This window comes from Hafnia alvei (assembly GCF_964063325.1).
In the GTDB taxonomy this organism is placed as follows: Bacteria; Pseudomonadota; Gammaproteobacteria; order Enterobacterales; family Enterobacteriaceae; genus Hafnia; species Hafnia alvei_B.
The window spans coordinates 3,939,315-3,953,253 of record NZ_OZ061315.1; the positions used below are offsets into that span (position 1 = coordinate 3,939,315).

Annotated in this window: 10 protein-coding genes; 2 read left to right on the forward strand and 8 right to left on the reverse strand. The window is 50.5% G+C overall.

Annotated features, from left to right (window positions below; genetic code table 11):
* Nucleotides 1-6 precede the first annotated feature (6 nt).
* The 3 genes from folA to AB3Y96_RS18455 form a co-directional block, all read right to left on the reverse strand.
* Entirely contained in the window at nucleotides 7-489 is a 483-nt protein-coding gene (gene folA / locus AB3Y96_RS18445; protein ID WP_040045409.1) for a type 3 dihydrofolate reductase, read from the reverse strand.
* A 156-nt stretch (nucleotides 490-645) separates the two neighbouring features.
* Nucleotides 646-1,110, reverse strand: coding sequence for a threonine/serine exporter (locus AB3Y96_RS18450; RefSeq protein ID WP_175421628.1), 465 nt, complete (start codon nucleotides 1,108-1,110; stop codon nucleotides 646-648).
* Nucleotides 1,110-1,886, reverse strand: coding sequence for a threonine/serine exporter ThrE family protein (locus tag AB3Y96_RS18455; protein ID WP_072310016.1), 777 nt, complete (start codon nucleotides 1,884-1,886; stop codon nucleotides 1,110-1,112). The genes AB3Y96_RS18450 and AB3Y96_RS18455 overlap by 1 nt, the downstream gene beginning before the upstream one ends.
* Nucleotides 1,887-2,038: 152 nt before the next feature.
* Here AB3Y96_RS18455 and AB3Y96_RS18460 point away from each other — a divergent pair, with 152 nt between their 5' ends.
* Nucleotides 2,039-2,653 carry a LysE family translocator gene (locus AB3Y96_RS18460; RefSeq protein ID WP_072310015.1) on the forward strand — a complete coding sequence of 205 codons (615 nt, stop codon included), beginning with the start codon at nucleotides 2,039-2,041 and terminating at the stop codon, nucleotides 2,651-2,653.
* 42 nt (nucleotides 2,654-2,695) lie between these two features.
* Here AB3Y96_RS18460 and kefC read toward each other — a convergent pair whose 3' ends face one another.
* From kefC to dapB, 5 genes are all read right to left on the reverse strand, one after another.
* Nucleotides 2,696-4,582, reverse strand: a complete 1,887-nt coding sequence (gene kefC / locus AB3Y96_RS18465; RefSeq protein ID WP_025801429.1) for a glutathione-regulated potassium-efflux system protein KefC — start codon at nucleotides 4,580-4,582, stop codon at nucleotides 2,696-2,698.
* Nucleotides 4,575-5,147 carry a glutathione-regulated potassium-efflux system oxidoreductase KefF gene (kefF, locus tag AB3Y96_RS18470; protein WP_025801428.1) on the reverse strand — a complete coding sequence of 191 codons (573 nt, stop codon included), beginning with the start codon at nucleotides 5,145-5,147 and terminating at the stop codon, nucleotides 4,575-4,577. The genes kefC and kefF overlap by 8 nt, the downstream gene beginning before the upstream one ends.
* Nucleotides 5,148-5,423: 276 nt before the next feature.
* Nucleotides 5,424-8,648 carry a carbamoyl-phosphate synthase large subunit gene (gene carB / locus AB3Y96_RS18475; RefSeq protein ID WP_072310013.1) on the reverse strand — a complete coding sequence of 1,075 codons (3,225 nt, stop codon included), beginning with the start codon at nucleotides 8,646-8,648 and terminating at the stop codon, nucleotides 5,424-5,426.
* Nucleotides 8,649-8,666: 18 nt separating this feature from the next.
* Entirely contained in the window at nucleotides 8,667-9,839 is a 1,173-nt protein-coding gene (carA, locus tag AB3Y96_RS18480; RefSeq protein WP_367299911.1) for a glutamine-hydrolyzing carbamoyl-phosphate synthase small subunit, read from the reverse strand.
* 468 nt (nucleotides 9,840-10,307) lie between these two features.
* A complete protein-coding gene (dapB, locus tag AB3Y96_RS18485) occupies nucleotides 10,308-11,129 on the reverse strand; it encodes a 4-hydroxy-tetrahydrodipicolinate reductase (protein ID WP_367299912.1) in 822 nt (273 codons plus the stop codon).
* Between the two features lie 524 nt (nucleotides 11,130-11,653).
* Here dapB and xdhA point away from each other — a divergent pair.
* Nucleotides 11,654-13,939, forward strand: coding sequence for a xanthine dehydrogenase molybdenum-binding subunit XdhA (gene xdhA / locus AB3Y96_RS18490; protein ID WP_367299913.1), 2,286 nt, complete (start codon nucleotides 11,654-11,656; stop codon nucleotides 13,937-13,939).

Below are 13,939 nucleotides of genomic sequence, written 5' to 3' on the forward strand. Positions count from 1 at the left end.
GGTTACTTAGCGCTTATGCAAGATCTCAAAGCAATAGCCGTGAGAGTTTGCGCTGTCGGCATCATGAAATTCGCTAAATGAGGTTTCCCACTCATCAGGTTCATAGTCTGGGAAGTAGGTATCTCCGCCCACTTCAGCGTCAACGTGCGTTAAATACATCCGTTGAGCCAGCGGCAGGAACTGGGAATAAATACTGCCACCACCGATAACCATTACCTCTTCAACATCACCCGCAGCGGCAATTGCAGCCTCGGGTGAAGCAACCCATGTCACGCGGTCATCATTGCCCGGCTGGCTGCTTAGTACGATATTGTGACGCCCAGGCAGAGGTCGGCCAATAGATTCAAACGTCTTGCGTCCCATAATAACGGGCTTATCTAAAGTATTACGCTTAAACCACGCGAGATCGGCCGGTAAATGCCACGGCATCGCGTTTTCCATACCAATAACACGATCTGCTGCAAGCGCAGCAATTAGGCTGATATACATGTTGGTCGATCCTATCAAGTAGAAAAATTGCGCACACTATAAGTAAAGGGTTAACGGGTGTCGATAGCCAGATAGAGTCATTTACACCCACTTAAACTAACTCTCAGATAAAACAGCATTTCTACTTCGATTTTTCGCCTCTTAGACTCACACAAACTAGACGCTTGGACGTTTGCGATATAACCACAGTCCCGGAAGAGATAGGCCGATGGAAAGCGCCCCCACAATAAACGACGCTTTTAGGAAATTGGTTACCATGGTTTCAAACAGCGCATCGCTAAAGCCAAGGTGCGAAATTTTCACCACGGAAATCATCGCCGTGTAGGCATAGATCCCAGGGAACATAGGGATCACGGCGGCGACGGTAAACACCTTAGGATGAGCAAGCAGCCTACGTGACCACTGAATCCCCAGCACTCCAATCAATATCGCGGCGCCTAGCGTTGCCCACTCGATGTTTATCCCAAAGTGCATCATCAACATGCGTGAACCGTGACCAATAGCCCCCAGTAATGCACAGTAGCGTAGCGCACGGACGGGAACATTAAATACCAGCGCAAAACCTACGGCAGGCACTGCGGCTAAAACCATGTCCTGCAACAATGCCAACAATAAATCGATTATATCCATCCTCTGAGCCCCCACAGCGACATCGCCATCACCACGCCAATACAGGTCGCCAGCGTCAATAACGACGCCATTGCCCAGCGAGCCAAGCCGGTATTCACATGCCCTTTGAACATATCCGCCACGGCATTAATCAAAGGGAAACCGGGCACCAGTAGCAAAACACTCGCCGCCATAGCGATGGTGGAGGTTTCTTTAAATGGGTCATATTGGATGAGTAAGCCCGATACCGTGGTGGCAACAAAAGCAGTGATACAGAAGTTAATCTGCGGATGCATTTGGCGCTGGGTCAGTACCTGCCGCACATACATCGCCACGGCGCTGGCAATAAATGCCACCAAAGAACCATCCCAACCGCCACCGTTGAGTTTGCAGAAACACCCACAGGAAAGTCCAACCATCAAAACCAGTAACCAGCGCGGATAGCGTAACGGCTTGATATGCTCAAAACGCCGGTGCACATCTTTGATATCCAACAAATGGTGCTCAGCCATAATCACAATATGTTGAACCTCGGTCACAACGTGCATATTGATCCCGCGATCCACATTTTTGCGCGTTGATGTCATGCAGTGACCATCAATGATCGTCGTCAACACCACCGCGTTTGCCGAGATTGAGCTTTCAACGCTTTCAGCGCCAAGTGCAATGCCTAACCGAGATGAAAGCTGTTCGACCAGCATGCTTTCTGCGCCGTGCTGCAACAAAAAAAGGGCACATTGTATACAGAGCCGGGTTATTTCCCTCTGCTTATGAGAGTCCACATCCATGGTTTTTCCTGATTTTTTTGGTTGTTATGCGTTCATTTTTCGATTAAAAATAGTGCTTTCATATTCTTATCATATTGCTTCAATAACCCCAATAGAGGTGATGTCCTTGCCTCATAGAGGCGTTATTATTTTTTCTCACCACGGATCTCATCATGTTTGAAACCACGCTGTTTGTTGCGTCTATCGCAACGCTGGGGATGTTATCGCCCGGCCCCGATTTCTTCTTAGTGATCAAAAATGCCGCACGATATCGGCGTCAGGCCGGCATGATGACCGCACTTGGCGTGATCGGCGGCGTAGCAACCCATATGTCGTATTGTGTCGCTGGTCTGGCCGTGGTGATAACCACCACACCGTGGCTGTTTAATATTCTGAAATATGCCGGTGCTGCCTATTTAGTCTGGATTGGCATTCATGCCCTCTTTTCCCGTGGCGGCAGCAAGATAAACGTCGATAACCAAACACCTCAGCAAGTCAGCCTCAAAAGCGCATTCTTACAAGGCTATTTGTGTAACTTACTCAATCCTAAGGCGACATTATTCTTTCTGGCGGTATTCACTCAGGTATTAGAGGTTAACTCAGGCGTGGGTGAAAAACTGTGGTATGCGGGGATAATTTTAGGTTTATCTTTCATTTGGTGGCCAATGCTGGTTGTGCTGATTCAAAGCGCGCCTGTTCGACTAGCGCTGGCAAAAGCACAAAAGATCATCGACCGCCTTTTAGGTGTGATGCTGATTGGGTTAGGTCTGAAAGTGGCCTTAAGCTAAGGCTAAACGCCCTCTTTCCGTACATGAAAGAGGGCGAAAAGGTTAAGCGTCTTTTTGCAGTTCTGGCACATCCTCTTCGTGGATGGTGACCATAGGGTCAAGATCGGGAGATTTGCCGTCAATACTTCCGCGCCAGCCGCTTTGCTGGGCAATGGTTAAGCGCGCCTTATCCTGCTCAATCGCCTGACTCAGCATCTCTTTAGCCCGCTGCAAACTGGCAAGACGGAATTCGGCATCCTCGTAGTTTGGCACCGTTTCTTCCAGCATACGCAGGTTATAACGACGGAAAATATCTGCCTTTTCGCGAGCCTCGTAGGCACCGCAGCCTAAATGTTCCAGTACATTACGCCCTACACGCAGCGAGCCTTCAAACAGCTCTCGTTCAACGAACTCCACGCCGCGCTGCCGCAATTGATAGTAGTGATCGACATCGCGCGCGCGCGCGACAATCTTCAGATGCGGAAAATGTTCTTGCGCCAACTCGGTCAACTGCAGATTGGCATCCACGTCATCAATGGCGTTAATCAACACTTTTGCTTTCGCAGCGCCCGCCGACTCCAGCAGATCAACGCGGGTCGCATCGCCGTAAAAAACTTTCATGCCAAACTTACGCAGCGTTTCAACATGGTCAGGATCGTGATCCAGTACAACCGTGTGCACGTCATTGGCTAAGAGCAAACGACCCGCAATCTGACCAAATCGACCAAAACCGGCGATGATCACGCTAGCATTGTCATCATCAATAATGTCCTGCGGGCGTTCATCCTGTTTAACGTTTTTCTCCATGCGCGTGTATATCACCAGCAGGATCGGCGTTACTGCCATGGAAAGCGCAACCGCCAGCGTTAATGATTTTGCCCACTCACCGGGTAATACCCCGGCCATTTGAGCCGCACCAAACACCACAAATGCAAATTCACTGCCCTGTCCTAACAGCACCGCAAACAGCGTTCTCTGCTTGCGCGGTACGCCAAGAATCGGTGCAACTAGCCACAGCAAAGCCGCTTTTAGGATTAAGAATCCAAACAACAGCGTAGCAATCAGCAACGGATGGCTAAACAAAGTGCCAAAATCAATCGACATCCCTACGCCGATAAAGAACAACCCCAACAACAGTCCTTTAAACGGCTGAATGTCGCTTTCCAGCGCGTGTCGATATTCAGAGCTAGCCAGCAACACACCGGCTAAAAATGCCCCCATCGCCATCGACATACCGGCCATTTCTAGCAGCACGCCAAATCCAAACACCAGAAATAACGCCACGGCGCTGAAAACTTCACGCATGCCTGAACGCGCCACGAAATGCAGCAGCGGACGAGTCACGTAACGGCCAAGCAAAATAACGATAGCTAAAGCACCAACCACTTTCGCCGCTGACAGCGCAAATGCGCCCATGGTGGTCGTTGCCCCGCTGCTTGCCAGCAGAGGGATCATCGCCACCAGCGGTATCGCTGCAATATCTTGGAATAGCAGAACGGCAAAGGATGAGCGACCAATCGGCGACGGGGTCAAGTTGCGCTCGTTCATCGCCTGCATCGCAATGGCGGTAGAAGAAAGAGCCAACGTTAAACCAATCAAGATAGCCACTTGCCAACTCAGCCCCAGCAAATAGCAGAACAGGCTCAATACCAGTCCACAGCCGATCATTTGAATACTGCCACCGCCAAATACCGAGGCGCGTAGCGTCCAAAGGCGCTTAGGATCAAGTTCAAGGCCAATCACAAACAGCATCAAGACCACGCCGATTTCGGCGAAAGTCAGAATGGACTCCGCATCTGAAACCAGCTTTAGCCCCCACGGGCCAATAATGCAGCCGGCAATCAAATACCCCAGCACCGATCCCAAACCAAGACGCACCGCAATCGGCACAAACAGCGCCGCAGAGCCGAGATAAATCAGCCCTTCAATCATCATGCCGTGGTTATCCATGCGCTGGCTCCTCAACGTCGGATGCCGGTAATTCTGCCTGCGGATGAAGCGCAATATAGTTGATTAAACGCCGACGATAGCTTTCACTGGCTCGAGCTAACGCCGCTTCGTCGCATGAAAACGTATTATGTTCAGCAAAATATGGCAGCCAGTTCATGCCGCAATAAACTGCCGTTGCCTGAATCGGCTGAGAAAGAATCGGGAAGCCCGGATGGTCGCCTAAATCAAAATGATGATCGTTGCCACCGGTGGTTACCGCCCACATAAAATCTTTTCCCTCTAACGCTTTGCCGTTATGTCCATAAGCCCAGCCGTGTTCCAGAACTTTATCGATCCACAGTTTTAACAGCGGAGGCATGCTGTACCACTGCATCGGGTGTTGCAGGATAATCAGATCGGCCTGACTCAACGCCTGCTGCTCGGCAGCAACGTTAATATTGAAATCAGGATAGAGCTCATACAGTGAGCGAACTTCAACCTCAGGAATATCGATAACGGCGTCTAACAAACGCTTATTGGCATGCGAATGCCGAGGATAAGGATGGGCGTATATAATCAGGATCATGCGTTTCTCGTTGTGCGAAAGCCTTAATTTATCTTAGACCCAAATATTGATGTCATGGCAGCAATGCAAGCGGTGCTAACAGGAATATTAATCGGTTAGGCATCAAAAAACTTAGGGAATTTTCTACGACATAGCATGACAGTTTTAAAAACAAATAAAATCCGAAAATTTTTAACAAGTTGCTCAAGTTTTTTGGAATGAAGAAAAAATTAGTCAAAAAAAAGCCTGACCGAAGTCAGGCTTAGCATTTCAACGCAGAAATTTTTGGCGCCGATATTATCCTTTCAAGCGCGCGTGCATTTCTTGCACCGACGTAACCTGCTCGGTTGGGTCGGAGTTCAACGCCATCGCAGTCGCAAAACCACCGTTCAGCGTGGTGTCATAATGCACTTTGTATTGCAGCGCACTGCGGCGAATCAGCTTGGAGTCTTCAATCGCCTGACGACCTGCGGTGGTGTTCACGATATAGGAATACTCACCGTTTTTGATACGGTCTTGAATATGAGGACGCCCTTCATGCACCTTGTTGACCAAGCGTGGATTAATCCCTGCTTCGCCCAACACGATTGCGGTACCGTGGGTCGCATCCAGCTCAAAGCCCTGCTTCAGCAGTTTTGCCGCCAAATCAACCACGCGGTGTTTGTCGCCTTCACGTACAGACAGCAGCGCGCGCCCCGGCGTTTTCACCTTAGACTGGCTGCCTAACATCGCTTTAGAGAAAGCTTCCGCAAAGGTGCGGCCAACACCCATCACTTCGCCGGTTGAGCGCATCTCAGGCCCTAAGATTGGGTCAACGCCAGGGAATTTATTGAATGGCAGCACCACTTCTTTCACCGAGTAGTACGGCGGGATAACTTCTTTAGTCACGCCCTGCTGTGCCAGCGTCTGACCGGCCATCACACGCGCCGCAACTTTCGCCAGCGGAACTCCCGTCGCTTTAGACACGAACGGTACGGTACGTGCTGCACGCGGGTTCACTTCAATCAGATACACTTCGTTATCTTTAACCGCGAACTGCACGTTCATCAACCCACGAACGCCGAGCTCCATCGCCAGTTTTTCAGCCTGTACGCGCATCACGTCCTGAATTTCTTGGCTCAGCGTATAAGCTGGCAGTGAACATGCCGAGTCACCGGAGTGAACGCCCGCCTGCTCAATGTGCTCCATAATGCCGCCGATTAATACGCGCTCACCGTCGCAGATTGCATCAACATCAACTTCAACCGCATCATCGAGGAAGTGATCCAGCAGCACCGGCGCATCGTTAGACACGCTCACCGCATTTTGGAAGTAACGGCGCAGGTCGATTTCGTCATACACGATTTCCATTGCGCGGCCACCCAGCACGTAGGATGGGCGAACAACCAGCGGATAACCGATGACAGCGCCCTTCTCAATCGCCTGCTCGATGGTTGAAACCGTGGCGTTAGCGGGCTGTTTTAAGCCCAAACGCACAACGGCCTGCTGGAAACGCTCACGGTCTTCAGCGCGGTCAATCGCATCTGGGCTGGTACCGATAACCGGCACACCGGCGGCTTCTAATGCACGAGCCAGTTTCAGCGGCGTCTGACCGCCGTACTGCACGATAACGCCCTGTGGTTTTTCTACCGCCACAATTTCCAGCACGTCTTCTAGCGTAACCGGCTCAAAGTACAGACGGTCAGAGGTATCGTAGTCGGTAGAAACGGTTTCAGGGTTACAGTTCACCATGATGGTTTCGTAACCGTCTTCACGCAGCGCAAGAGATGCATGCACACAGCAGTAGTCGAACTCAATACCCTGGCCGATACGGTTTGGACCACCGCCCAGCACCATAATTTTCGGACGGTCGCTGTTTGGATTCGACTCGCACTCTTCTTCATAAGTGGAGTACATGTAGGCCGTATCGGTGGCAAATTCTGCCGCGCAGGTATCCACACGTTTATAAACCGGATGCAGATTGTACTTGTGGCGCAGTTTGCGAATTTCAGTTTCCGCCACGCCAGCCAGCTTAGCCAAACGAGCGTCAGCAAAGCCTTTGCGTTTCAGTTGGCGTAAGAACGCATGGCTCAGGCCATTAATCCCTACTTCGGCAACCTGTTCTTCCAAGCGCACCAATTCTTCGATTTGCACCAAGAACCAGCGGTCAATGTTGGTCAGGTTGAACACGCCGTCAACGGACAGGCCAGCACGGAAAGCATCGGCGATGTACCAAATACGCTCAGCGCCTGCATCTTTAAGCTCGCGACGAATTTTAGTCAGCGCTTCTGGGTCATCGAGGCTCACTTTAGGATCGAAGCCTGCTGCGCCTACTTCCAAACCACGCAGAGCTTTCTGCAAAGATTCTTGCTGAGTGCGGCCAATCGCCATTACTTCGCCGACAGATTTCATTTGGGTGGTCAGACGGTCGTTCGCGCCCGCGAATTTCTCGAAGTTAAAGCGAGGAATTTTGGTCACAACGTAGTCGATAGACGGTTCAAACGAAGCCGGAGTACGACCACCGGTGATGTCGTTCATCAGCTCATCAAGGGTGTAACCCACCGCCAGTTTGGCTGCGACCTTCGCAATTGGGAAACCTGTGGCCTTAGAGGCCAGCGCAGAAGAGCGCGACACGCGCGGGTTCATTTCAATGACGATCAGGCGGCCATTTTTCGGGTTCACCGCAAACTGCACGTTAGAACCACCGGTTTCTACGCCGATTTCACGCAGCACCGCCATCGAGGCGTTACGCATGATTTGATATTCTTTGTCAGTCAGCGTTTGGGCCGGTGCTACGGTGATGGAGTCGCCGGTATGAATGCCCATCGCATCGAAGTTTTCAATTGAGCAAACGATGATGCAGTTGTCGTTTTTATCACGCACCACTTCCATCTCGTACTCTTTCCAACCAATCAGCGACTCATCAATCAGCAGCTCTTTGGTGGGGGAGAGATCCAGACCACGCTCGCAAATCTCTTCGAACTCTTCACGGTTATACGCAATACCGCCGCCGGTGCCGCCCATGGTGAATGAAGGGCGAATAATACATGGGAAACCAACGTCAGCCGCGACGGCTAAGGCTTCTTCCATGGTGTGAGCGATGCCTGAGCGTGCGGTGTCGAGGCCAATTTTCTTCATCGCGATATCGAAACGGCGGCGATCTTCGGCTTTATCGATGGCGTCAGCGGTCGCACCAATCATGGTTACGCCAAACTCTGCCAGCACCCCTTCGCGCTCTAGCTCAAGCGCACAGTTCAGTGCGGTCTGGCCACCCATGGTAGGCAGAACGGCATCAGGGCGCTCTTTTTCGATGATTTTGCGCACCACTTCCCAGTGAATCGGCTCGATATAGGTCGCATCGGCCATTTCTGGGTCAGTCATAATGGTCGCGGGGTTCGAGTTCACCAAAATGACGCGGTAACCTTCTTCGCGCAGCGCTTTACACGCTTGCGCACCCGAGTAGTCAAATTCACATGCTTGGCCGATAACAATCGGGCCTGCGCCCAGAATCAGGATGCTTTTTATATCAGTACGTTTTGGCATTTTATTTATTGCTCCTGATTATTTGGCTGTTCTTGTCATTGTGTCGCGGTGGGTCTGAATCAAATCGATAAAGTGGTCAAACAGCGGCGCAGCATCGTGCGGCCCAGGGCTTGCTTCTGGGTGGCCTTGGAAGCTAAACGCGGCTTTATCTGTGCGGTGAATCCCTTGAACCGTGTGGTCAAACAGGGACTTGTGCGTCACGCGCAGCGTATCTGGCAGATTATCGCCATCAACGGCAAAACCGTGGTTTTGCGCAGTAATCATCACGATGTCTTTATCGAGGTCTTTCACTGGATGGTTGCCGCCATGATGGCCGAGCTTCATCTTGATGGTTTTGGCTCCGCTGGCCAGCGCCAAAAGTTGGTGGCCCAAGCAGATACCAAAGACCGGAATGTCTGTGTCTAAGAAGGTTTTAATGGCGCGAATAGCGTAATCACACGGCTCCGGGTCACCGGGACCGTTGGATAGGAAAATACCATCAGGATTGAGCTTCAACACATCTTCTGCCGGCGTTTGCGCCGGAACCACCGTCAGGCGACAGCCTCTATCAACCAGCATGCGCAGGATGTTGCGTTTCACGCCATAGTCATAGGCAACAACGTGGAATGGCAGCTCTGACTCTTCTTTCGCCGCAGGTAAATCATCCATCAGCGTCCAACTGCCTTGCGTCCAAGCATAAGATTCGCGGGTAGTGACTTCTTTTGCCAGATCCATACCTTTTAAGCCTGGGAACGCTTTCGCTTTTTCCAGCGCCAATTGAACATCTGGCAGCGTGCCGTCAATGCTACCGGTGATGATGCAGCCATTCTGAGCACCTTTTTCACGCAGCAAGCGCGTCAGTTTGCGGGTATCGATATCGGCGATAGCCACAACATTGTGACGTTTGAGGTAATCAGAGAGGCATTCGGTGCTGCGGTAGTTACTAGCAATCAGAGGCAAATCGCGAATTATCAGGCCTTGAGCATGAACAGCGGAGGATTCTTCATCAGAGGCGTTAGTGCCGACATTGCCGATATGGGGATAAGTAAGAGTGACTAGCTGGCGGGAATAGGAAGGATCAGTGAGGATTTCTTGATAACCGGTCATTGACGTATTGAAGACCACCTCGCCCACCGCCGATCCATCTGCACCAATCGACCGACCGTGAAACTGGGTTCCGTCTTCCAGAACCAATATAGCTGACTTAATCAAAACACCCTCCAAAGAATATTCAGTCACATTATTTGCATATTAATGCAGATCATTCGATCTAAATCAATGCAAAAAACTGCCTTCTTGACTAATTTCCGGCAAATTGCGCGCATTCTAAAGACGTGGTGAATGCTTGTCTACCTGAAAAGATGATTTTTTTGTATTTTTTAAGGCTTAAGGAGAGATTTTACAACGAAGTCGCTAAAAATAGATGTTAACTGAAAATAGAAAACGGTTGCCAGTGTCGTGAATTAGCGGCAATAGGTTTATGATGCAATTTTCCTCTGCAAAGGTCAATCACAGTTTCCACTCAGGTTAATAAAAAGTAAAATAAGGCGACTAACAAGACACTCATGGAAAAATACAACCAAAGCCAACATTAACATAAAAAAAATGGATAACGCATTGTTATCCATTGTATTTTTAATTTTAAAAAACAAATTAAAAACCAGTGATTACTGTTTTTTCTTAGAGTTCATTGAGAGAAAGAACATCACCCATATCGTAAAGACCAATAGGCTGATTGCCTACCCATGCAGCAGCTCGCACAGCGCCGCTAGCAAACGTCATGCGGCTTGATGCTTTGTGAGTAATCTCGATTCGCTCCCCCACATCGGCAAACATCGCGGTGTGCTCACCGACAATATCGCCCGCGCGAATAGTGGCAAAGCCGATACTCTTAGGGTCGCGCTCTCCGGTGTATCCCTCGCGGGCATATACCGCACACTCTTTCAGATCGCGCCCTAACGCCTGAGCAATGGTTTCTCCCATGGCTAAAGCCGTGCCAGACGGCGCATCAACTTTATGACGATGATGGGCTTCAATGATTTCGATATCCGTATAATCCCCCATCACTTTTGCCGCCTTCTCTAGCAGCTTGAGCATCACGTTAACCCCAACGCTAAAGTTGGCAGCGAACACAATGCCAATAGATTCAGCCGCTTTGTTGATCGCGGCTTTACCCGCATCATCAAAACCAGTGGTACCAATCACCATATTTTTGCGTTGAGATACGCAGAATGCTAAATGCGCTAACGTACCTTCTGGGCGCGTAAAGTCGACCAAAACATCAAAGCCAGCGGCGGCATCCTGTAGGCTTGAGCTGACTTTTACGCCTGTTTGGCCAATACCCGCTAACTCACCTGCATCTACGCCTAGCAATGAAGAGCCTTCACGTTCAAAAGCAGCACCGAGCACCACACCTTCTGCATTTGCAACCGCAGCAATTAACTGTCTTCCCATGCGGCCACCGGCACCGGCGATAGCAATACGGATATGAGAATTAGACATCTTCCCTCTCTTAATTATTTAATTTCACTCGGCTAATTTCACTCAGCAAGATAGCCAAAGGCTTACAATGTTAGTTTCAGGTTAACGACTCTTCTCCCTCACTGCCAGAGTAAATACACGGTAATTAGAAATTTGCGATTAACGCCGATTATCATCAGTTTTACGCACTAAAAAAACGCGTCGATGCACGTTAAGAACAAAAAATCAGCTTACGCATAATCATGCAAAACCAATCAGTTAGCGCAAAGAGACTAAGCATTTCATTACGATAACTTCGATCTCAATTTGATACCAAGATTCCCATTTTGATAGTCATCTGCTCTCCATCGCCGTCATGCCACCTTCAGCCATCACATTCTGTAATTCATCTAAGAAAAAACGCTCGATCCCCTTCACGTTTCCACCAATCACCTTACCGCTCAACGCCTTATGGCGTGCATCTTGCTGCTTTGGTGCTGATTTATATATTCCGACGATTCACTTCATTCAAATTAAAAATCCCAAGCTCCTCTAAGGAGAAAGCTATGTCGTTAGGATCCCCACTCAAGCGGGTGGACGCTGAAGCTAAGGTTACCGGCCACGCTCGCTACACCGACGATCATCAAATGCACGGCATGCGTTACGCCAAATATGTACGTAGCCCTCTCGCCCACGCTTACGTCACGGCCATTGATACTTATGCGGCGCTGGCTTTGCCGGGTGTTGAAGCCGTATTTACTTATCAAGACGTGCCTGAATTACGATTTCCCACCGCGGGACATGCTTGGTCACTGGAGCCCGCTAAGCGAGACGTTGCCGATCGTCAGCTACTCACCCAGCATGTGCGCCATTATGGCGACGGTGTCGCGATTGTGGTCGCGCGTGATGCACTAACCGCAGAACGAGCCGCCGCGCTGGTTGAGGTGGCGTATCAAGAGCTGCCGGTGATAACCACGGCGCAGGGCGCTTTAGCACAAGATGCCCCGCTGATTCATCCAGAAGGGAATACGCTGAAAAAAAGTGATATCAGCGCGAATCAGCCTAAAGAAGCGATTTCATCGGCCGATCTGCAGCTTTCTGCACATTTTCAAACGCCGGTGATCCAGCACTGCCATATGGAAGGCGTGACCTGTTTCGCCTACATGGAACAGCCGGATCACATTGTGATTGTGTCCAGCACCCAGATCTCACAGATCGTGCGTCGCACCGTCGCTCAAGCACTAGGTATGCCTTGGTCAAACATACGCGTGATAAAACCCTATATCGGCGGTGGGTTCGGCAATAAACAGGACGTACTCGAAGAACCAATGGCCGCCTTTCTCACCCAAAAGATGGGTGGCATTCCGGTGAAGGTCGAACTCAGCCGTGAAGAGTGTTTTTTTGCTTCACGCACGCGTCATGCCTTTAGTATCGACGCGGAATTGGGACTTAATCACGACGGTATATTAACGGGCTATCAGTTGGACGTGCTGTCAAACACGGGCGCTTATGCTTCGCACGGGCATTCCATCGCTTCCGCCGGTGCCAACAAAATCAGCTATCTCTATCCCCGTAGCGCCTTCGGCTATTCTGCTCTTACGCATTATTCAAACTATCCTGCCGCAGGCGCCATGCGTGGCTATGGCGCGCCGCAGGTGGCTTTTGCGCTTGAATGCTTATTAGATGACGCGGCAGAAAAACTGTCACTCGACGCCGTCGATGTACGTTTGCTTAATGCCGCACGCAGCGGTGATATCAATCCGGTTAACCACAAAAAGATTTATAGCGCAGGACTTATTGAATGCCTTGAAAAAGGGCGCGATCTGTTCGAATGGAACGCCCGTAAAGCCGCCTGCCAAAATCAAACTGGCGATCTGCGCCGCGGCATCGGCGTCGCATGTTTCAGCTACGGTTCTAACACCTATCCCGTCGGCGTTGAAATTGCGGGAGCCCGCATGTTGCTCAACCAAGACGGCACGGTAAACCTGCAAATTGGCGCCACGGAGATCGGCCAAGGTTCAGATACCGTTTTCGCCCAGATGGCCGCCGAAACGTTAGGTATTCCCTTTGAACATATTCGCGTGATATCCACCCAAGACACCGATATCACGGCCTACGATCCCGGGGCATTTGCGTCTCGGCAAAGCTATGTTGCCGCGCCTGCGGTGATGCAGGCGGCAAGCGAATTACGCAGTAAAATACTGGCTCATGCCGAATTAATTAGCCACCAGCCACAGTGGGGACTCACGTTACTCAACGGAAATGTCGTGATGGCAGCCCAGCCTGAGATGGTGCTCATGAGCGTGGCGGAAGTTTCGATGCACGCTTATTATCATCAGGAAATCGGCGCCCAGCTCCTAGCTGAAATATCCCATAAAACCACCACTAACCCACCGGCTTTTGGCTGCACGTTTGTCGATCTCAGCGTCGATATTCCACTGTGTAAAGTCACCATCAACAAGATTATCAACCTGCATGATTCAGGCCGAATTCTTAACCCACAGCTTGCCGAAGGCCAAGTGCATGGAGGGATGGGCATGGGGATCGGCTGGGCTTTATTCGAAGAGATGATCATTGATGAGAAAACCGGCGTAGTCCGTAATCCAAACCTGTTGGATTATAAATTCCCCACCATTATGGATCTGCCCGATCTGGACTGTGCATTTGTTGAAACCTATGAACCTCAGTCAGCGTACGGGCATAAGGCGCTCGGCGAACCGCCAATTATCTCGCCCGCTCCCGCAATTAGAAACGCTATTCGTATGGCAACCGGCATCTCCATCAACACGCTGCCCATCACGCCTAAAACGCTGTTTGCTGAATTCGTTCAGGCCGGACTCATCAGGGAGTAA

Coding starts and splice junctions, on each gene's coding strand:
- kefC (WP_025801429.1), bottom strand. CDS start 4,582: ATGGATAACCACGGCATGATGATTGAAGGGCTGATTTATCTCGGCTCT.
- folA (WP_040045409.1), bottom strand. CDS start 489: ATGTATATCAGCCTAATTGCTGCGCTTGCAGCAGATCGTGTTATTGGT.
- kefF (WP_025801428.1), bottom strand. CDS start 5,147: ATGATCCTGATTATATACGCCCATCCTTATCCTCGGCATTCGCATGCC.
- xdhA (WP_367299913.1), top strand. CDS start 11,654: ATGTCGTTAGGATCCCCACTCAAGCGGGTGGACGCTGAAGCTAAGGTT.
- AB3Y96_RS18455 (WP_072310016.1), bottom strand. CDS start 1,886: ATGGATGTGGACTCTCATAAGCAGAGGGAAATAACCCGGCTCTGTATA.
- carB (WP_072310013.1), bottom strand. CDS start 8,648: ATGCCAAAACGTACTGATATAAAAAGCATCCTGATTCTGGGCGCAGGC.
- dapB (WP_367299912.1), bottom strand. CDS start 11,129: ATGTCTAATTCTCATATCCGTATTGCTATCGCCGGTGCCGGTGGCCGC.
- AB3Y96_RS18460 (WP_072310015.1), top strand. CDS start 2,039: ATGTTTGAAACCACGCTGTTTGTTGCGTCTATCGCAACGCTGGGGATG.